15 protein-coding genes and 1 other RNA gene are annotated in these 22,272 nt (G+C 28.1%); 9 read left to right on the top strand and 7 right to left on the bottom strand.

Features of this window, described 5'->3' with window-relative positions; genetic code table 11:
- The first annotated feature begins 14 nt into the window (after positions 1-14).
- Positions 15-833, top strand: a complete 819-nt coding sequence (kdsA, locus tag ACJJVY_RS08300; RefSeq protein WP_405606779.1) for a 3-deoxy-8-phosphooctulonate synthase — start codon at positions 15-17, stop codon at positions 831-833.
- Between the two features lie 37 nt (positions 834-870).
- On the opposite strand, the gene ACJJVY_RS08295 is transcribed toward kdsA, so the two are convergent.
- Both ACJJVY_RS08295 and ACJJVY_RS08290 read right to left on the bottom strand, forming a co-directional pair.
- Positions 871-1,248, bottom strand: a complete 378-nt coding sequence (locus tag ACJJVY_RS08295) for a DUF1801 domain-containing protein (protein ID WP_405606777.1) — start codon at positions 1,246-1,248, stop codon at positions 871-873.
- A gap of 341 nt (positions 1,249-1,589) precedes the next feature.
- Positions 1,590-1,811, bottom strand: a complete 222-nt coding sequence (locus ACJJVY_RS08290; protein WP_405606775.1) for a DUF3820 family protein — start codon at positions 1,809-1,811, stop codon at positions 1,590-1,592.
- A 240-nt stretch (positions 1,812-2,051) separates the two neighbouring features.
- Here ACJJVY_RS08290 and ssrA point away from each other — a divergent pair.
- Together ssrA and ACJJVY_RS08280 are read left to right on the top strand one after the other, a co-directional pair.
- Positions 2,052-2,445: a transfer-messenger RNA gene (ssrA, locus tag ACJJVY_RS08285) on the top strand.
- A gap of 258 nt (positions 2,446-2,703) precedes the next feature.
- Positions 2,704-3,852, top strand: a complete 1,149-nt coding sequence (locus ACJJVY_RS08280) for a T9SS type A sorting domain-containing protein (protein ID WP_405606773.1) — start codon at positions 2,704-2,706, stop codon at positions 3,850-3,852.
- Between the two features lie 316 nt (positions 3,853-4,168).
- On the opposite strand, the gene ACJJVY_RS08275 is transcribed toward ACJJVY_RS08280, so the two are convergent.
- From ACJJVY_RS08275 to ACJJVY_RS08265, 3 genes are read right to left on the bottom strand one after another with little or no spacing between them, the layout of a single operon-like run.
- A complete protein-coding gene (locus tag ACJJVY_RS08275) occupies positions 4,169-4,891 on the bottom strand; it encodes a glycosyltransferase (RefSeq protein ID WP_405611623.1) in 723 nt (240 codons plus the stop codon).
- A 31-nt stretch (positions 4,892-4,922) separates the two neighbouring features.
- Positions 4,923-6,020: a glycosyltransferase gene (locus ACJJVY_RS08270; RefSeq protein ID WP_405606771.1), complete on the bottom strand. Its 1,098-nt coding sequence runs from the start codon at positions 6,018-6,020 to the stop codon at positions 4,923-4,925.
- 13 nt (positions 6,021-6,033) lie between these two features.
- Positions 6,034-6,705 (bottom strand): cell division ATP-binding protein FtsE, encoded by a 672-nt coding sequence (locus ACJJVY_RS08265; protein WP_405606769.1) that lies wholly within the window; start codon positions 6,703-6,705, stop codon positions 6,034-6,036.
- 164 nt (positions 6,706-6,869) lie between these two features.
- Between ACJJVY_RS08265 and ACJJVY_RS08260 the strand changes: the two genes are divergently transcribed.
- The 5 genes from ACJJVY_RS08260 to ACJJVY_RS08240 are packed head-to-tail and all read left to right on the top strand — an operon-like array spanning position 6,870 to position 15,582.
- Positions 6,870-9,917: a tetratricopeptide repeat protein gene (locus tag ACJJVY_RS08260; protein WP_405606767.1), complete on the top strand. Its 3,048-nt coding sequence runs from the start codon at positions 6,870-6,872 to the stop codon at positions 9,915-9,917.
- Between the two features lie 26 nt (positions 9,918-9,943).
- Complete coding sequence (locus ACJJVY_RS08255) at positions 9,944-11,689, top strand: hypothetical protein (protein ID WP_405606765.1); 1,746 nt, start codon at positions 9,944-9,946, stop codon at positions 11,687-11,689.
- A gap of 40 nt (positions 11,690-11,729) precedes the next feature.
- Positions 11,730-12,449, top strand: coding sequence for a tetratricopeptide repeat protein (locus tag ACJJVY_RS08250; protein ID WP_405606763.1), 720 nt, complete (start codon positions 11,730-11,732; stop codon positions 12,447-12,449).
- 60 nt (positions 12,450-12,509) lie between these two features.
- Positions 12,510-13,943 (top strand): M20/M25/M40 family metallo-hydrolase, encoded by a 1,434-nt coding sequence (locus ACJJVY_RS08245; protein ID WP_405606761.1) that lies wholly within the window; start codon positions 12,510-12,512, stop codon positions 13,941-13,943.
- Positions 13,944-13,968: 25 nt separating this feature from the next.
- Entirely contained in the window at positions 13,969-15,582 is a 1,614-nt protein-coding gene (locus ACJJVY_RS08240; RefSeq protein ID WP_405606759.1) for an amidohydrolase, read from the top strand.
- Between the two features lie 74 nt (positions 15,583-15,656).
- On the opposite strand, the gene ACJJVY_RS08235 is transcribed toward ACJJVY_RS08240, so the two are convergent.
- Positions 15,657-17,873, bottom strand: a complete 2,217-nt coding sequence (locus ACJJVY_RS08235; RefSeq protein ID WP_405606757.1) for an FUSC family protein — start codon at positions 17,871-17,873, stop codon at positions 15,657-15,659.
- 251 nt (positions 17,874-18,124) lie between these two features.
- Here ACJJVY_RS08235 and ACJJVY_RS08230 point away from each other — a divergent pair, with 251 nt between their 5' ends.
- A complete protein-coding gene (locus ACJJVY_RS08230) occupies positions 18,125-18,961 on the top strand; it encodes an FKBP-type peptidyl-prolyl cis-trans isomerase (protein WP_405606755.1) in 837 nt (278 codons plus the stop codon).
- A 66-nt stretch (positions 18,962-19,027) separates the two neighbouring features.
- On the opposite strand, the gene ACJJVY_RS08225 is transcribed toward ACJJVY_RS08230, so the two are convergent.
- On the bottom strand, positions 19,028-22,198 hold the full coding sequence (locus tag ACJJVY_RS08225; RefSeq protein ID WP_405606753.1) for a S41 family peptidase: 3,171 nt from the start codon (positions 22,196-22,198) through the stop codon (positions 19,028-19,030).
- Between the last annotated feature and the right edge of the window lie 74 nt (positions 22,199-22,272).

The following is a 22,272-nucleotide window of genomic DNA, read 5'->3' as shown; positions in this document are numbered from 1 at the left end:
CAAAATTTTTACAAATGATTTTATCTGAAATTCCGAATATAAAACATACAAACTCCAACAACTTTTTTCTTTTAGCAGGACCTTGCGCTATTGAAGGAGAAGAAATGGCGTTAAGAATTGCCGAAAAAGTAATTACAATTACTAATAAGTTAGAGGTTCCTTATATTTTTAAAGGAAGTTTTAAAAAAGCAAACAGAAGTAGAATTGATAGTTTTACCGGAATTGGAGATGAAAAAGCATTAAAAATTTTACGTAAAGTTTCTGAAACTTTTAACGTGCCAACAGTTACCGATATTCATGAAATTTCTGATGCTGTAAAAGCGGCAGAATATGTAGATGTTTTACAAATTCCTGCTTTTTTAGTACGTCAAACAGATTTAGTTGTTGCTGCTGCAAAAACAGGTAAGGTTGTCAACTTAAAAAAAGGACAATTTATGAGTCCTTCTGCTATGAAACATGCTGTACAAAAAGTAAAAGATGCAGGTTCTAACAAAGCTTGGATAACCGATAGAGGAACCATGTTTGGTTACCAAGATATGATTGTTGATTTTAGAGGAATCCCAGAAATGCGCGAATTTGCACCAACTGTTTTAGATGTTACACATTCTTTGCAACAACCAAATCAAACAGCAGGTGTTACAGGCGGAAGACCAGAAATGATTGAAACTATTGCCAGAGCTGGAGTTGTAAATAATGTTGATGGTTTGTTTATAGAAACACATTTTGATCCTGCTAATGCAAAATCTGACGGCGCAAACATGTTGCATTTAGACAATTTAGAAGCTTTGTTAACCAATTTAGTTGCCATCAGAAAAACCATAAATAATTTATAATTTTTTTTAAAATGTTTATTTCACAAAAAGCCTTCATTTATTGAAGGCTTTTTTTATAAAACCCTTTGTCTTTTAATTGATGTGCTTCTTCTAAAACAGACAATAAAATTGTTTCATTTATGTCTTCTAACTCATAGTATCTTAAAGATTTTACTACTTTTCTGTTTTCTGAAATTAAATGCTCGTTGTATTTAGTTAAATGAGCAGAAACCCAAAATACCACATCTACATATCCTTTCTTTTTAGACGGATTTAAGTAACAGAAAGGTTTACCTTCTAAATAATAAAAAGGGAGTTTCCATTTAAATTGTAAATCTACTTCTGGAAAAGTACTTTCTATTAAAATTTGCAAATGCATCAAAATAGATTTAAACGATTCTGGCTGATTTAAGATATATTCTTCTGCAGGTTTCATTTTTGTATTTTAGCCCAAGTTATAAAAGAATAAACAAATATGATAAAATTCAATTTAAAATATTTTATTGCTTTTTTTTTATTGTTAGTTATTGAAATAATTATAGAACGTTATGCAACCGGTTTTATAAGACATACATTGGGTGATTATCTTGTTGTAATTTTATTGTATTGCTTAATTAAGGGGTTTTTAAAAATTTCTAATCTTCAGAATATTTTTCCCAAAAATTACTCTAGAACAGTTCAAATAATCTTAGGCACTTCTTTTAGTTTTTTAGATTTAGTTGCGTACTCTCTTGGAGTTTTAACGGTTTATTTGATTGATAAATTTTTTAAGAAACACTAAAAATCTCTTCTAATTTTTCTTATAACATCTTCTAAACCATTTAATTTTAACTCATAAACTAACTCCATTTGTTTCCCTAATTTCCCATTAGGGAAACCTTTATTTTTATACCAAACAATATAATGTTCTGGTAAATCAATTAAAAACCTGCCTTTATATTTACCAAAAGGCATTTTCATTTTAGCTAAATCGATAAGAAACTCCCTGTCTTGTAACATTTTATGTTTTAAAGAAAATACAGAAACTCATTCTGTAAAATTGGTATAATATTTGCCCGAATATATTAGAAATTATGATGTTAAGCAATTCTATTTTTTATATTTTTGCAAACTGCGTTAAGGATTGAACGGTTTGTTTGAGTTCTTTTGTGAAATGCAATGGAACAAAAAACGAGTAGTGAAAGCCTGACTTTAGCTTTAAATGCTTTTAAAGCAAAGAAACGCCCAAATTGTTATAACGGGGACGACTGGTTTTGACAGCGAGGACAGTGAATTTGTAAGCATACCGAGTTATGAAATTACACTCGTTAAACCTAATTTCAACTTTTTAAACGGCGAAGATAACTACGCTTTAGCTGCTTAATCCGAATCATAGTAGGATTGGCCTAGGCACACAAGGTGTGCAAGCTTTATGTCCACGAAAAGCCTTGGTTTATGGCGTTTCATTTTTGGGCATCGTAAAAATAAACATAGAAAGCCTAAAACTTTGGTAGGTTTTTGAAAATAAAGAAGTTAAGCTAAAAGCAGATTGTTCTTAATCAGCTTTTAGTCGAAAATTAAGAAAGAACTAAGTATGTAGAAAGCTTTTTGGCTGCTTGTTTGGACCCGAGTTCGATTCTCGGCGTCTCCACAATTAAAAACCTCAATAAACTGAAATTAGTTTATTGAGGTTTTTTTATTAAAAATGAATATTTTAGATCTATAAAATATTCATTTTATAATTTATATATACTTTAAAGCCTTTAAACGTAACAGTCTCAAAAAGAGATATAAAATGTATTTTTTTTTATAAAATAAATAATATTAAACTTATATTTATAACATAAATATTTGGGTACGCTATGCCTAACTATTTTTTGATGAAGATTAAGTATTATTAATAAAAAAAATTGTGAAAAAGAAACTAACCTTTATTTGTTTATTATTGATGAACTCAATAATAAGCTCTCAAACTGCTACACAGATAGTAAACCTTCAAACACCTGATTTAGATGAAACCTCTGGTCTTTTATTCTATGATGGTAAAATTATTACTCATAATGACAGTGGTAATGCTAATTTATATGAAGTAGATTCTGAGACCGGTTTTATAACAAGAACTGTTGAAATCTTAAATACTACAATTTATGATTTGGAAGATATTACACAAGATAATAACTATATCTATATTGGTGATATTGGCAACAATTACGGTAACAGGACTAATTTAAAAGTTTATAAAATTTCTAAAGCAGATTATAACGATAGTGATAATAAAGTTACACCAGAAGTTATTTATTTTTCTTATGAAGATCAAGTTAACTTTACCGCTAGCCTTAATAATAATAATTGGGATGCTGAAGCTCTTATCTCTTATGGTGAAAATCTACTTATATTTACTAAAAACTGGGTAGATAAAAAAACTAATGTTTATTCTATACCTAAAAATGCTGGGATATACAGTGCTAATTTAGAAAGCAGTTATAATACAAACGGACTTGTAACAGGTGCTGATACTTCTTCTGATGATGATATAATATACCTTTCTGGTTATAGTTCATCAGAAGCTCCATTTATGTTTACTATACACAATATACCCAATAATAGTTTAAATATATTTTCTGGTTCTGTTTCAGAGAAAATAACAAATATTGCTCCTTTGGGTAATCAAATTGAAGCAATTACTCTTTTTGAAATTACACCTACAAAACATCGTTTATACATTTCTAATGAAAAGTTTACAACCTTTTTGGGATCCATACCAATAGTTTTTCCTGCAAAATTATGGATTATTGAAGTTGATGTTGAAACATTTACTTTAGGGTATCTTGACAATATTAGTCAAAATGAAAAAATTAAAGTTTCTCCAAACCCCTTTTATAATACATTAAATTTAAGTAAAAAAGTTGATGAAGCGATTGTTTATGATTTATCAGGAAAAGTTATAACAAAACAGATTCTTACTAAAAAACTTTCTTTACAAAATCTAAATAAAGGTATCTATATTTTAAAAACTAAAACTGGTAATTCTGTAATCATAGAAAAAATATTTAAACTTTAATTTAAAATCAATCTTAGTTTTACTATCCTAATTCTTTTATCTACTTAATTCTTTAAAGTTAAAAATATTCGAATTAATTCCCTCTATTCATCTGGATTTGTTTCCACTAACTTTTGTAATTAATATACTTGCCCCCTTCTTATACTCAGTTTTTTTATAAGCTTACCAATCTTCTAATCTACCTCTAAAACAATATCAAATCTTTATTTCAAATTTACCTACAAATCTATAGAAGGTAAGTTCCTAGCTTTTTCTTAAAAATAGTAGTAAAATAAATCTCAATATCAAATTGATGCAATTGTTTAAATCATATTAATCAGTCATTTGCTATTTTCCTTGACAAATACTTCAATAAAACCATTCCATAAAAAAAAGGTTTAAGCATAGAGGAACTCAAGTCTACCTTTAAGCTAACTTCTTCCTTGTATAAAGTCCAATTCCCTTTTTTAGAAATTCCATTCGCTGTACAACTGGCAATAGTTTTATCTATTAAAATACATTTTTCTTTTCTTTTAAAGAGATAAATATTAAACCAATAATCTGCCAAAACTTTATACTTTAAACAATAATTTATATCAAAAAAAAGTTCTCTTTTATAAAAAGTTGATTGATGATGCAAACCATTTCTAAACCATATAAAATAAGACCAAAAAGCTTTTTTAATCAATTTATTTTTAGCTTTAACAAGCGGGTTTAAAACTCCTTTGTAAATAACATTACCTGATATTAAATTTGACTTTTGTAAGTTAGAATTCACAAAAACATCTTGCAAAACACGTTTATTATAAAAAACATCTTCTACACCTAGAAAGTATAACCATTCTCCCTTAGATAAAGAAACACCCTTATTCATGGCATCATAAATACCTTTATCTTTTCCTGATTGATAAAAAAAAGGCGATTCTAATTGATTGAGAAACCCTAAGGTCTTTTTACAGCTCCCTCCATTTATAACCCAAACTTCATAATTTTTAAAAGTTTGATTTTTTATACTAGATATAGTATCTACCAAACCTGTAAAATTATTAAAAACCGGAATAATTATGGATATTTTAGGATTGATAGTTAACTTATTTAAAATAATAATCTAATTTTTCTCGTTCAATTTCCCAACACAAAACATCTTTTGCTTTTTGCTGGTTTTCTTTGATTTCTGACAATAACACTTTATTATTTAAAAGGTTACTTATGGCATTTGCAATTGTTTTAGGGTTGTAATCATTTACTAAAACACCAACTTTATAATTTTTTACAATTCTTGTTATCTCAGGTAAATTACCTGCAATTATGGGGATTTCCGCATGAATATAATCAAATAATTTATTGGGTAGAGAATATCTAAAACTTAACCCTAATGGTTCTTCCAAAACCATCCCTAAGGTTGCTTTTTGAGTATAATTAAATAATTTATCCCTAGCAATTCTTCCTATAAAATGTACCCTTTCTACCATATCCTCTTTAACCACAAATTCTCTTAACTCATTTTCTACTTTACCATAACCAATAATTATTAAATCTAAATTATCAATTAATTTTAATGCTTTTATCATTGGTTTTATTCCTCTTCCTGGATTTAAAACTCCTTGATACAAAATAGTTCTATTAGTTGTCGGAAAAGAAACTTCTTCAATATTTAAAACATCTTTTTTTAAAGGTACATTTCTAATCAGACCCATTTTATTCTGATATTTTTTATCATAAAATTCTACAATCGATTGACTAACCGTATAAGAGTTTTTAATTTTAGGCAAGAAAAAATCCTCTAATTTTCGCCAAAAACTCTGTACAAATTTTCTTCCTTGTAATTCTGGACCTTCAGAAAAAAGCTCGTGACTATCATAAACTAAATTTGTACTTTTAATTTTGCTTGCAAAAAAACAGCTAGGTAAAGTATCTAAATCATTAGAAAGAATATAATTGTATCTTCTAACAATTAAATATAAAAATAACCTAATATTAAACTCCGCGTAAAACAAGAAATTATTATTAAAAAAGTGTTTTTTTCTAACAATCTTGTATGGTCTTTCTACAGAAATAGTATTCGATAAAACCCTACCATAAACAACAACATCAAAATTTTTACTGATTAAATAAGTACAAATTTTATGAACCCGATAATCTGTAGAAACATCATTAGTTACAGCTACAAATATTTTTTTCTTACTCATGACTCATAAAAAACTATAAAATTTCAAACAACTCTCCACCTTCACATTTTATCGTTTTATGCTTATATTTTACAATCAACTGATAATCGTGAGTTGCCATTAAAATAGTTTTACCACTTTTATGGATATTATTTAAAAGTTCCATTACTTCTATAGAGGTTCTTGGGTCTAAATTACCCGTAGGTTCATCTGCTAAAATTAATTCCGGATCATTTAATAAGGCTCTTGCAATCGCAATTCTTTGTTGTTCTCCACCAGAAAGTTCAAAAGTATTTTTGTAGGCTTTAGACTTCATTCCAACTTTATCTAAAACTTCTTCAATTTTTGCAGTTATCTTCACTTTATCTTTCCAACCAGTTGCTTTTAAAACAAATTCTAAATTTGCAAAAACATTTCTGTCACTCAATAATTTAAAATCCTGAAAAACAATTCCAATTTTTCTTCTTAAAAAGGGGATGTCGTTTTCTTTTAGCTTTTTTAAATCGAAATCAACAATAGAGCCAACACCTTTTTGTAATTTTAAATCTCCATAAAGTGTTTTCATCAAACTACTCTTACCACTACCTGTTTTACCAATTAAATAACAAAAATCTCCTTTATTAATCGTTAAATTAACATTAGACAATACTAAATTATCTCTTTGATAAATATCTGCTTTTTCTAAATGCAACACAGCTTTTTCCATATATCAACTACTTTCTACAAACTTAAAAGTTTCTAACGATTTTATACCATGAATTGCAAACTATTCTTATTTTTGATTATAAAATTTTTATACATTTTTTTCTTTTTACATCAAACAAAATTAAAATTTGTGCGTTATTAATCTTGAGTATCAAAATATATTGTATGAGATTTGTTTTTACTAGAAAACGTTTTACTACTTTCTTTATTTTATTAATAGGTTTTGTTGGTTTTGGTCAACAATCTATAATAAATACAAATGCCGTTTTAAAAGATTTTAATGACGGCTTAGAGTTATATAATAATAAAGCATATGCTGCTGCACAAAAGGTATTTGTTAATATTAATAATACATCTACTTACCAAAACTCTAACTTAAAGTCTGATGCGGCTTATTATGATGCTTTATGTGCCATAAAATTAAAGCAGCCACAAGCAGAAAAAAAAGTACTTTCTTTTATTGCAGAAAACCCAAATAGTACTAAAAAAAATACAGCTTCTTTTACTGTTGCCAATTATTACTTTGCTAATAAAAGAGCTGCTTATTCTTTAAAATGGTACAAAAAAGTAGACCCTAATGTTCTTTCTAAAGAAGACAAAAAAGAACTTAATTTTAAAATGGGTTACGCTTATATAGCAACCAAAAATTATGCTTTAGCACAAGAAAAATTTCTTCCGCTAATTAATGATGCTAAATACGGAAATGATTCTAGGTATTATTATGGTTTTGTTGCCTACAAATTAGAAGATTTTGGAATTGCAGAATCTACACTAAAAGAAATTGCTGATGACGCTGCGTATAGTGCAGAAATCTCTTATTACTTGTTAGATATTAGTTTTCAAGCAGGTAGATTTGAACATTGTGTAAAAGTTGGTACAGAACTTTTAAAAACCGCTAAAAGAAATGAAATCTCAGAAATTTCTAAAATTGTTGGAGAAAGTTATTTTAACTTAGAAAAATACAGCGAATCCATACCTTATTTAAAAGCATATACTGGTAAAAAAGGTAAATGGAATAATACAGATTATTATCAATTAGGTTTTGCTTATTACAAACAAAACGATTTTGAAAATGCGATTAATAATTTTAATAAAATTATTGATGAAAAAAACTTTGTATCTCAAAATGCATATTATCATTTAGGAGAATGTTACCTAAATTTAAATAAAAAAACAGAAGCTTTAAATGCTTTTAAAACAGCTTCTGAAATGGATTTTAATAAAGACATCAAGCAAGATGCGGCTTTAAATTATGCCAAATTAAGCTACGAAGCTGGTAACCCATTCAAAAGTGTTGCAGAAGTTTTACAAGACTATTTAAGAGCATATCCTAAATCTAAAGAGTATGAAGAAATTAATAACTTAGTTATTTCTTCTTTTTTACATCAACAAAATTACGAAGGAGCATTACAATATTTAAAGAAAGAAAAATCTACAAATAATGCTGCTTTTGTATCAGAAGTATCTTTGTATCGAGGAATTCAATTATTTAACGATTCTAAATTAGAAGAAGCCATTCCTTTCCTTATTGAAGGTAAGAAATCTAATGATTCTAAAATTAAAAACAGTGCTAAATATTGGCAAGCAGAAGCATTATTTAGATTAGAAAAATACAACGAAGCATTAAACTTATTTACATCTTTAAAAACAGAAGTAAGTACACAAAATAAAGAGTTTTCTTTATTAGATTATAATATTGGATACAGCTATTTTAAATTAAAAGAATATAGTAGTTCTATTGGATATTTTAAAAACTTCTTAAATAATAATTCTATAGAATCAGAAATTAAAGATGATGCATATACTCGTTTAGGTGATGGTTATTACGCTGTTAGAGATTACAAAAGAGCTATCAACTCTTACTATAAAGTTGTACAAAATGCTGGTTCTGGTTCTGATTATGCTCAATATCAAATAGGAATGAGTTCTGGTTTTACAGAAGATAATCAAGCTAAAATTATAGCACTTAAAAAAGTAATTAATGAATATCAAATATCTTCATTAAAAGATGATGCTCTTTATCAATTAGCAAATACTTACACATTAATAAAAGATAACCAACAAGCACATTTAGCTTATAATCGTTTAATAGAAAAACATCCAAATAGTGTTTTTATCCCAAGAGCTTTAGTAAGACAAGGGTTGTTGTATTATAATGACAATCAAAATGAAAAAGCTTTACAACGTTTTAAACTAACTGCAAGTAAATTTCCAAACTCTACAGATGCATTAGAAGCAGTTACAAATGCTAAAAATATTTATATAGATAATGATAATTTAGATGCTTATGTTAGTTGGATTAACACTTTAAGCTTTGTGAATGTTACTGATGCAGAATTAGATAATTCGGCTTTTACAATTGCTGAAAAGAAATATTTTGAAAACAAAAACAGCAACGACATTATAAAAAGTCTAACTAAATATAATACAGATTTCCCTAATGGAATTCATAAATTAAAGGCCAATTATTATCTAGCAAGCACATTATTTAAAGCAAAGGAATTTGACAAAGCCATTGCATATTACAATGTGGTTGTAGAAAAACAAAATGATTATAGCGAAGATGCTCTAAGCAAGTTATCTTTAATTTATCTTGAAAAGAATGAATATAAAAATGCAATTCCGTTATTGGTTCGATTAGAACAAGAAGCATATTCTACAGAAAATATTTTATTTGCGCAAAGTAACTTAATGAAAAGTTATTACGAAACAACTAGTTATAATTTGGCTATAGAATATGCCTATAAAATACTTAAAAAAGACAGATTAGAAAGTAATATTAAATACGATGCACAAATTTTAATTGCCCGTTCTTCTTATAAAAATAACGATTTTGCAACCGCAGAAGAGTATTATACAAAAATAGAAGAAAGTGCAACGGGTCAATTAAAAGCAGAAGCACTATATTATAATGCTTTCTTTAAAAATGAACTAAAAAGCTACGAAGAATCTAACAAAGTTATTCAAGATTTAATTGCTAATTATTCTTCTTACAAATACTGGGCAGTAAAAAGTTACGTGGTAATGGGTAAAAATTATTATGGCTTAAATGATGTTTATCAAGCAACTTTTGTTTTAGAAAACATCATTAAAAACTTCGGTCAGTTTACAGATATTGTTGCAGATGCTAAACAAGAATTAATGTTAATTAAACAAAACGAAGCAAAGACTAATAATTCTGTTACTCCTATTAAGGCAGATAATCAAAACTAAAAAAACTCTAAAAAAGACAATAATTGATGAAAAAGAGTTTCGCAATATTCTTAATATTTTTTACTTTTTTGAGTTTAAAAGCTCAACAAAAGGAACAGGAAAAAGACACTGTAAAAACAGAGGTTGTAAATATTGTTACCAAATACAATCCTAAAATTGCTGATGCAAAAAAAATAAAAAAGAACCCTACAATTTCTCTTTTAGAAAAAAATGAAAAGAAGAAATTAAAATACACCATACAATCTGCACCCGTTGCCTCTACTTTTATACCTAAGAGTGGAGTTGTAAAAGGAATGAATATTGGTAGTAAAGAATTTATTTATGATAATTATGTAGCTACTGGATACGGTAATTACGGAACACCTTATTTTGAAGCTTATTTAGGCCATAGTGATCGTTTTAATAATGAATTTCAACTAAGCACAAAGTATTTATCTTCTACAAACAATCTTAAAGACATTGTTTTAAACAGCAATTATTCTAACTTAAACATCAACGCTTCTTACAAGAAAATTGATCATTATTTTGATTGGAAAGCTACTTTAAACTCTGAAAGAAATACCTACAATTGGTACGGATTACCAGATATTACTTTTTCAGACACTGCCATTAATAATATAGACGAAGAGCAAATTTACAATTACTTTAATGCGATTGGAGAGTTTACTTTTCATGATTCTTATATCGATTATATAAACCTAAATACGTCTTATTATACCGATACTTATAAAAGTAGCGAAATTCATATTAAACTAGATTCTAAATTAGATTTTCCTTTATATATTTTTAATCGAGATTTTAATGACCTTGCTTTATATTCTTCTTTAGAGTTTTTAAACGGAAAATTTGAAAACAGTTATGATGTTTCTGATGAGTTAAAATACTCCATTTTTACCATCAACTTAAATCCTAAATACAATATGGAATATTTAGGAATTACTTTTAATGCAGGCATAAACGTTGCAGCATCTTTTGATTCAGAGAACAGTTCTAATAATTTTTATGTACTACCACAGTTGATTATTCAATCACCAATTATAGAAGAATACTTAAATGTTTACGGTGGTTTTACTAGTGATTTACACACAAATACTTATAAACAGTTCACTGAAGAAAACCCTTATATTTCTCCAACTCAAACTATAACTCAAACATTAGAATCTTCTAATTTATTTATAGGATTTAACGGAAAAATTAATAAAGACATTAATTTTAATGTTAAATTAAGTTCTAAAAAAGAGGAAGACAAACCTTTATTCTTAAGAAATTATTCAAAATACAATGGAGCCAACAGTGAAGTTTTAGAAGGCTATGAATACGGAAACTCTTTTGGCATCTATTATGATGATGTAGAAACAACATCTGTCTTTACAGAAATTGAATATGAATATTCTAAAAATTTAACTTTTGGATTGCAAGGAATTTACAATAATTACAAACTAGAAAATACTTTAGAAGAGTGGAATTTACCAACTATGGAAGCTTCTTTCTCTGCAAAATATAAAGAAGACAAATGGTTTGCTTCTTCTAATATTTTTTATGTTAGTGAGAGAAAAGATGCTCTTTATAATAGTTTATCAGAAATTGATGATATACAAACTGTTGATGCTTTTGTAGATCTAAATCTAAATGGAGGATATCATTTTAACGATCAATTTTCTGCTTTCTTAAAATTAAACAATGTTTTAAATACAGATTATCAACGTTTTGCTAATTTCGATACGCAAGGTTTTCAGGTTTTAGGTGGAGTAACTTATAAATTTGACTTCTAAATTCTTTTTATCAAACTTGTTTTTTTAATACCTTTATAGTATGATAATTTATTACCTAACAATTGCTTTACAAGTGTTTTGCATTTACCATGCATACAAAAACGGCAGTAACTATTATTGGTATTTTATCATCTTTTTTATTCCTGTTTTGGGTTCTATCATATACTTAATTACAAATGTAATTAACAAAAAAGATGTAACTAATATTACCGAGGAAATTACTACTATTATAAACCCTACTAAAAAAATTAAAGATTTAGAAAAGGAGTTAGAGTTCTCTAACACTTTTCAAAATAAAATAAATTTAGCAGATGCATATTTAACTCATAAAGATTATGAGAAAGCCATTTTTTATTATGAAAATGCTTTAGAAGCTAATTTTAAAGACGAACCTTACACCTTAAATAAATTAATAAAATGCTATTTTAAAATTGCTGATTATGATAAAGTAATCGCAATTTCACATAAAATAGATTTAGACAAAGATTTTAAAGAATCGCTTTATTTTTATGGTTTGGCTTTAGAGAAAAAAGGAAATTTGGATGAAGCAGAAAATCAACTTAAAAAAGTAGATGTTAGATATTCGAATTACACAGAAAGATTAGAATTCTCTAACTTTTTAGTCCGAAGAAATAAAAATAAAGAAGCAAAAGAAGTTTTAACAGAAATTATCTCAGAAATACAGTCAATGTCTAAAGCAAGTGTTAAAAATCATCGATTAACACTTAATCAAGCTGAAAAAAGACTGAATCAACTATAACTATTTTAGGTTTTTAATTTCATTTTTGTAGATTTATAAAATCAAATAATTTACACAAAAATGAAAAAACTACTACTCTTTATTTCAATTTCAATCTTAATTATTTCTTGTAACCAGAAACAAGAAACAAAATTAGCTTCGACTAAATTTTCTGCTGAAGAAAAAATAGATTCTACTCAAATAAAAACTATTTTTAATTCTGCTCTTACAGAAAGTAAATCTTACGAGTGGCTTAGAGATTTAACTCAAAATATTGGTGGGCGATTATCTGGTTCTCCAGAAGCACAACAAGCGGTAGAATGGGGAGAAAAATTAATGAATGAAGTTGGTTTAGATTCAGTTTGGTTGCAACCAGTTATGGTTCCACATTGGGTTCGTGGAGAAAAAGAAGTTGCCACTTACACTACAAACGGAGTTCAAAAAAATGTACCAATTTGCGCTTTAGGTTTTTCTATTGCAACACCAAAAAATGGAGTTTTAGCAGAAGTTCTAGAAGTAAAAAGTTTAGAAGAAGCGGCTGCTCTAGGTAATAAAATGAAAGGTAAAATTGTATTTTTCAATCGCCCTTTCGACAATACATTAATCAATACTTTTAAAGCTTACGGTGGTTGTGTAGACCAACGTGTTAGAGGTGCAACAGTTTGTGGCGAGTTTGGTGCAAAAGGTGTAATTGTACGTTCTATGACAAATGCTATTGATGACTACCCGCATACCGGAACCATGAGTTACGGAGATTTACCAGAAGAAAAACACATACCAACTGCTGCAATTAGTTCTAGAGCTGCAAATATTTTAAGTGATGATTTAAAAGCAAATCCTAATTTAAAATTCTACTTTAAACAAAGTTGTAAAAACTTACCTGACGCTCCTTCTTTTAATGTTGTCGGAGAAATTAAAGGATCTGAAACTCCTGAAAATATTTTTGTAGTAGGTGGTCATTTAGATTCTTGGGATTTAGGTGAAGGTGCACATGATGACGGAACAGGAATTGTACAGTCTTTAGAGGTAGCTTATTTATTTAAAAAAAACAACATCAAACCTAAAAACACCTTAAGAGTTGTATTTTTTATGAATGAAGAAAATGGAACAAGAGGTGCTAAAAAATACGCGGAATTAGCAAAATTGAATAAAGAAAATCATATAGGAGGTATAGAATCTGATGCTGGTGGTCATACACCAAGAGGTTTTTCTATTGATGCAAATACTGTGAATACAAAATTATTACAAAGTTGGAAAAAGTTGTTATCGCCTTACGGATTACACGATTTAGACAAAGGTGGTTCTGGTGCAGATATTGGTCCTTTAAAAGGAGAAAATGTAACTTTAGTTGGTTACAGACCAGATTCTCAACGCTATTTTGATTACCACCATACAAGTACAGATACTTTTGATAAAGTAAACAAACGTGAGCTAGAATTAGGAAGTGCTTCTATGACAAGTTTGATTTATTTAATGGATAAATATTTATACAGTAATACACCAGTAAAACTTTAAAATCAGTTTTTTATAAAATATAAAAATGAAAAAAAATATATTAACCTTAAGTTTATCAATCCTACTTTTTGCTTGTAATAAAGAAAAAGTAGACACTATTATCATAAACTCTAACACCTATACTGTAAATGATAATTTTGATAAAACAGAAGCATTTGCCATAAAAGATGGTAAATTTATAGCTGTAGGTACATCCAAAGAAATTCAAAAAAAATACGAAACTAAAAATACTATTGATGCTAAAAACCAAACTATTGTTCCTGGTTTAATTGATGCACATTGTCATTTTTTTAGAATGGGTTTACAACAACAAAAAGTAGCTTTAGATGGCACAAAAAGTTACGATGAAGTTTTAGAAAGAATCGTTGCTTTTCAGAAAGAGAAAAATGTTGCTTTTATTACAGGTCGTGGTTGGGATCAAAATGATTGGGAAATAAAAGAATTCCCGACTAAAGAAAGATTAGATGAATTATTCCCTACAACTCCGGTTGCTGTTGGTAGAGTTGACGGACACGCTTTATTGGTAAATCAAGCTGCATTAGATTTATCTGATATCACAAAAGACACCAAAGTGTCTGGTGGAGAAATTATCAAAAAAAACGGCAAAATTACAGGTGTTTTAATTGATGCTGCTATGGATTTTATCAAGTTTCCAGCAACTACAAAACAAGAAGCTATTCAGGGTTTATTAGATGCTGAAAAGATTTCTTTTTCCTACGGATTAACAACTATTGATGACGCTGGTTTAGATAGAAGTACTATTGAATTGATAGATAGTTTACAACAAGCAGAAAGTTTAAAAATGCGTATTTACGCCATGATTTCTGGTGATAAACAAGAGCAAATAGATTACTACCTTAACAAAGGAATCATTAAAACGGATAGATTAAATGTGCGCTCTTTTAAAGTTTATGGTGATGGTGCTTTAGGTTCTAGAGGAGCTGCAATGCGAACATCTTATTCCGACAGAGATAATCATTTTGGAGCTTTAATTTACTCGCCAGAAAGATATCAAGAAATTGCAAAACAGATTGCAAATTCAGAATTTCAAATGAACACACATGCTATTGGAGATTCTGCAAATAACTGGCTTGCAAAAACCTACAGCGAAGTTTTAAAAGGTCAAAAAAACAGACGTTGGAGAATTGAACATGCTCAAATTATTTCTCCAGAAGATTTCTCAAAATTTGATAATATATTGCCTTCCGTACAACCAACACACGCAACATCTGATATGTATTGGGCAAAAGACCGTATTGGAGAAGAAAGAATGAAAGGCGCTTATGCTTTTAAAGATTTGTTAGATAGTTATGGTAAAATTGCTTTAGGTACAGATTTTCCCGTAGAACAAGTAAATCCGTTTTTAACGTTTTATGCAGCAACAATTAGAAAAGACATCAACAATTATCCAGAAGATGGTTTCCAAATGGAAAATGCTTTAAGTAGAGAAGAAACTTTAAAAGGAATGACTATTTGGGCTGCTTATTCTAATTTTGAAGAAGAAGAAAAAGGATCTATAGAAGTGGGTAAATTTGCAGATTTTGTGATTTTAAATCAAGATATTATGGAAGTTGAGGGAAGTAAAATACCAAAAACAAAAGTAATTTCTACTTTTTTAAATGGAGAAAAAGTTTACTAAAAATACATTTATTTTCATCAATTTTAAAACGATTGATTTTAAAATTGATGAAAAATTTATCACTTTATTCTTTATTATATCAATTTTACTTTTTTTACTAAATTCTCAGACAAATTAAACATCCATCTTACTTGTTCTGATACCAATTGTATTTCGTGCAATTTCATTCTCATTTCTTTTGTAATTGGCAATCCTTCTTCTATTTCTTTATCTCTCTTTAGGGCTAGATTTTTAAAATAATCTTCATAATTTTTTGTTGCTACATCTAACTCTTTATTCTCCAGAGAAATTTTAGTTTCTGAATTGTTTAAAATATCTTTTGCCTTCTCTAAATTTGCTAAAATATATTTTATATAAACCTCAAATTGTTGTGGTACTTTACCTGTTTCATTTGTTCTTATATATACACCTAAAGACGTTAGCGAAGATAAATAGGTATTAAAAATAGTCATCAATTCGTAAATTGTAGCCAAATTTTGTTGTTTGGATTTTGGTTCTTGAATCAATCTTTGATAAGCAGAATTTAAATTACCAACTTGTAAGAAAGCTTCTTTTCTTGCCAAACCATATGCGGTAGAAACTTCTCCCTTTTTATGATAAAAAGCATCTATCTCTTTTAAAAATTCGACAAAACTATCTATTGAATTTGAGAAAAATTCTTTGATATTTTTAGACTCCCAAACAGGCCAAAAAAAGTAATTACCCAAATAAGCCAACACAGACCCAATTAAAGTATCAAAAACCCTAAATTCTATAACTGTTAATATATTAGGATGAATTAATGCATACATAAAAATAACATAGACCGTTATAAATGCTGCTCCGTTTCTATAATTTTGTTTTACTAAAGAAAAACCAATAATTAAAGACAGTGCAGCAATTAGGGCATAAATTACTGTGTTTTGTGTTAAAAAAACAATTGCTACTGCAATTGCAGCACCAATTAAAGTACCTACTACTCTATTTTTAGTTCTCTCTTTTGTTAACCCGTAGCTTGGTCTCATAATTACAACTACGGTTAATAAAATCCAATAAGATTGTTGCATTTCTATAAAATTACCAATAATAAAACCGATTAACATGGTAAGTGTTAACCTTAAAGAATGCCTAAATATTGGTGATTTAAAACTAAAGTTTGCTTTTAATTTTCTGAGATCATAGTCTTGTGGAGTTAAAAATTGTTCTACATCTTTTATTGCTCTAATTTTATCATTTTTAGAATAACTATCTAATATTCTTACAATATCAATTAAATTGCTAATTTGCTTTTCTTGATATTCTTTGTAATTCAGTAAAAATATAGTGCCTTCTCTAGATGTTGGCATACCAACACTTACTTTATAAATTTCTATGTGGTTTTCTATCTTTTTAATTAAAACCTTAAAATTATTTTTAAATGAAAGTTTTTCTTCATTTAAAATAACTTTAGAAATATGATTTAACCTGTTTGAAATTTCAAAAATTAAGAGCTTAAATTCATCTATTTTTTCTTGATGTTCTTTAAAGAATGTATCAAATTTTTCATAATCAATGGTATTAGATATTGCCAATTCATAAATCTCTATAATCTTAGAAAAAATTAATTGCTGTCTTCTTGTTCTATTACTAAAACCAGAACTTAATCTTTTGTCTAAAATAACTTCTCTAATCGTTTCGTGTAACTCATTTATTTCTACTTGAAGTTTAAAATTTTGTTCTAATAACGTTGTTCTATTTTCTACCTCAACTAATAATTTGCCTCTTATTTTTATAAATTCAGATGTTTTTTCAATCAGATTAACAAACAAATTATCTACCTGAACACTTGGTAACGATAATTGTGTTATCACTGTTAAAAACAAGTACCAAAAACCACCCAATAAAATATACAAAGAATGTTCAAAAACAGAAATTTCTGCACTCTGATTAGCAAAAGCTAAAACTAACGCTATTAAACCAGATAAAGAGACTAAAGAAGCTCTAAAACCAAAAACAGAAATATAAGATATAGAAAAGGTTAAAATAATTAATAAAGGCACTGATACAAACAAGGAACCACTAAAAGTACCAATTAATAATGTTATCAAAAAAGATAAAATGATAGAAGCTAGTATACCATAAAATTTATGCTTTAAACTTCCAGACACATCAGAAGGCGCACTAAAAATAGTACCTAAAGCAAAACTAAAACCAATTGTAAAACTATCAAAAAAATAAATTGACACCAATACAGGAATCACCATTGAGATGGCAACTAAAAATGCTTTAAAAAAATCGATACTTTTAAAATACCTAATTAAGTTTTTAATCATATTACAATTTATAGTACAAATTTAAGAAGTATTTATAGCTAAAATGATACTTTTAATATATTTAAAGCGTTAAAAAGTAGAGATAATCAATGTTAAATAATCTTTCTGTAAGATTTTATCAAAAAAGTATAGTAATTTAACCACCCTTATTAAAGTTGATAAAATTAACCTCTTTTAACTTATTTAAAAGCCAAAAGGTTTTTTAAAATAATCAAAGTATATTTGCCAAAAACCATAAAAAACACATTAAAATGAAATCATATTTATTACTTTTTTTCTCATTAATTCTTTTTAATTCTTGTAATAGTGATGACTCTAATTCTTTTACACAAGAAACTGAAGAAGACATCTTACAATATATAACAGATAATAATTTAACGGCTTCAAAAACAGATTCTGGTCTATACTATATTATTAATAATGAAGGAACTGGAGCGACTCCTACAGAAAGCTCTGTTGTAGAAATTGATTACAAAGGATATTTTTTAGATGGTTCTCTTTTTGACGAATATGATGGAGCAGTATTATATTTACCACAAGTAATTAATGGTTTTAAAGAAGGTCTTCAGCTTTTTAAAGAAGGAGGAGATGGTACATTAATAATCCCTTCTGAGTTGGCTTATGGAGATTATGGTAACGGTGATGTAATTCCCGGAGGTGCTGTATTAATTTTTGACATAAAAATTAATAATTCTTATGCTGATTATGAAGAACAAAATGATGTTCTTATTTTACAATATATAGAAGATAATGATTTAACAGCTACAAAAACAGAGTCTGGTTTGTATTATGTTGTTAATAATGAAGGGACAGGAACTCAACCAACAAGCGACTCTAATGTAACAGTTGCCTATAAAGGGTATTTATTAGACGGAACTGTTTTTGATGAAAGTACTGATGCTGGAGTATCTTTTAATTTAAGCCAATTAATTGCAGGGTTCACAGAAGGAGTTACTTACTTTAAAGAAGGTGGAGAAGGTACCTTATTAATGCCTTATACTTTAGGTTACGGAGAATACGGAAGTGGTTCTATACCTGGTTTTACTGTATTAGCGTTTGATATAAATTTAATTAGCGTTAATGACTAAATAGTTTTAAACGTCATAAAAAAAGCGAAACTTATTAAGTTTCGCTTTTTTTTGTCTAGATTTCTTTTAATTTAAGTCTTGCAACAAAACTTCTACAGCTTTCTTTAACTGGTCGTCTTCTCCTCTTGCTTTCCATCCTGGTTTATTTTGTACTAAATAATCTGGTACTGCAGGACCATGTTCCATATTTTTACCAGTTTCTTTAACATACCAAGCTCTGTATGGCATTCGAATAGAACCGTCTTGTAATCTATGAGAGCCGGTAGAGATTACTGCTCCAAAAGTTGGTTGGCCAACTATTTTACCTAACTTAAAACTTTTAAATGCATGTGCAAAAATTTCTGCATTAGAGTAACTACTTTCATTGGTTAATGCAACCAAAGGTTTTGTATTTACCGCTAACAAAGCTCTTTCATTAAAAGGATAATTGCCAATAAAATCTTTATTATCTTTTTGTAAGTTATCTGTTGCACCTCTTGGTACTGTATACGAATGTTGTTGTACCGTTAATACAGCCATTAAACGATCTGTTGTCCATCCACCACCATTATTTCTAACATCTATTACAATTCCTTTTTTACCATAACCACTGGCTTTTAACTCTCTCTCAAAACGTTCAAAACTTGGTAAATTCATTCCTTGTATATGAATATATCCTAATTGTCCATTAGAATATTCATCAACTAACTTTTTTCTAGAATTTATCCATTCCTCATAACGTAAGCCACTTATTGTTCTACTAGATTCTGTTCTTACAACAACCTCTCTTTTATCCCCTAAAGTTAATAAAATCTCATTTTCTGATGTATTTTTTAATAAGCTATAAAAATTAGTGTTTTTTGTAATCTTTTTTCCGTTTACAGCAGTAATAACATCACCTTCATTTAAAGAAACATTTGTTTTTGTTGCTGCAGAGTTCGGTAAAATAAAATTGATTTTTACTCCACTATTTACATTAGAAACATCTAACCCTAACAAACCAACATTATCATTAGAAACTTTTTCTGGTGTTCTTCCTCTATATCCCATATGACTAGCATTTAACTGACCTAGCATATTATTAAACATAAATGTATAATCTTGCTTTGTAACGGCAGCTAAAACCATTGGTCTGTATCTTTTTACAATCTCATCCCAATTATATCCATGAAATTTAGGGTCATAAAAACCAGCTGTTATCGCTCTTACTCCTTCTTCAAAAACCTGTTCATTTAATTTGCTAAAGTTGGTTGTATAAATAGCTGAATGAGAAAAAGATGAAATCTTATCTGATTTTAAGTTTAAAGATTTTAATTTTCCGGCGGCAGAGTAATAAAGATTATCTTTATTTAAACTGAAGCCACGTAAATTAGCTACGCCTTTAACTAATTTTGGGTTTCCTGCTTTAATAGCTATTTTATAAAGAGCATTTTGACCTGTTGTTGGGTCTACAGCAGACACATATATACTTTTGCTATCAACACTAAATAATCTACCATATTCATTACCACCCCAATTAGTTAACTGTACCAATCTATCATAGATTTTCTCTTCGTCTATTTTTACAGTTACTACTTTCTTTTCTTTTTTGCTTTTAGAATCATCATTATTTGTATCATAATAATCTCCTTCTGCAAAATCTGCTCTTGTTTTTTCCCAATCAGATTTTTCTAACCAAACCATCCAAGTATCATAATTAATTCCGCCTCTATCTCCTGCTCTATTAGAAACAAAAGAAAGTTTTTTACCATCTGGACTCCAAACTGGAGAAGAATCTGATCTTGGATGCATAGAAACATTTATTTTCTTTGATGAATTTTCTATAGACTGAATATAGATTTCGCTATCAAAATTTAAATCTTTTTGAGAATATGCGATGTATTTGCTATCTGGACTCCAAGCAACACCCTCTGCTGCTGCCCAAGTATCTGAGTAACTTTTGATATTAGTTAATTTACCTTCTTTTAAATCTGCAATTACTAATTGGCCTCTACCAACTCTATAAGAAATTTTCTTTCCGTTTGGCGACACTAAAGGTTCAAAAACATCTATTTTACTTTTGGTAAGTTGTGTAACTTTTGTTTTTAAACTTCTACTTAAGTTTACATTATCTTCTGTAGAAACTACTTTATAAAGTTCGTTTAGGCCACTTCTATCTGATAAAAAACCTAATGTATTATCATCAATCCAAAAAGGATTATCATCTTTAAAAGGATGATTACTTACATTATTAGATTTTGATTTTTCTTTAGTATTTTCTTTTACAAAAATTTCTCCATTAATACTCAACGCTATTAATTTACCATTTGGAGAAACATTTAAGTCTCTAATTCCGTTAGATACTGTTTCTGTTTCTTCCAATTCAAATCTATTATCTGTAGATAGATTTAAGTTTATTTTTGATACAGCGTTATTTTCAATTTTAAAAACATCTAATCCGCTATTATAAATAATGGTTCCGTTACTACTTACAGTAAAAGATAAAATACCATTTACTTTTAAACCTGTTAATTGATTTTCTGAAGCTTTTTTACTACCATTTGTATTTAAAGACGTTTTATAAATATTATACCTACCACTTTCTGCACCAATATAATATAGATTATTATCAACGTCCCAAAGAGGAGAATGATCATTCTTTTTACTGGTAGTAATTTGGTGATATTCTTTAGTTTTTAAGTTAAAAACCCAAATATCCCTTTGTGCAGGACCATTATAATCTTCTCTAGAAATTCTACAAGTTCCTTTTACAAAAGCAACAAAATTACCATCAGGAGAAATTGAAGCCTGACTCCCTAAAGCTGTCATAAACCGATTAGGAGTTTTTCCATTTTCATTAATTTTATATATTGACGATTCTCTTTCTGTACCCTTATATATTCTGTTACTAGAAAATATAATTTCTCCATCAGAATTCCATTGACTAGGTGTATCTGTTGTAGGGTAATAAGTTAATTGTGTAGGAATACCTCCATTTAAATCAGTTTTAAAAATATTTGTATTTCCTCTTCTATTAGAGGTAAAAACTAACTGATTACTTTCTGAATTCCATATAGGATTCGTTTCATAAGCCTGGTGAATGGTTAATCTTTTAGGCTGGTTTGTATTTAAATCGAGTACCCAAATATCACCATCAAAACTAAATGCCATCTTAGAAGCGTCTGGGCTTATAGATGGCATTCTTATTAAGGTCTTTTGGGCTATTAATACAGTTGTACTAAACAAAACTGCATAAAAAAATAAAGTATTTTTAATCATTATTTTAATTTTAATGACCAAATTAAACTTTATTAAGAACTCAACCTTTTTTTAATTACTCTTTATGAAATATT

This window comes from Polaribacter sp. Asnod1-A03 (genome assembly GCF_045063585.1).
GTDB lineage: Bacteria > Bacteroidota > Bacteroidia > Flavobacteriales > Flavobacteriaceae > Polaribacter.
The sequence above is the reverse complement of the archived record's forward strand: the minus strand, read 5'-3'. Positions and strand labels throughout refer to the sequence as shown.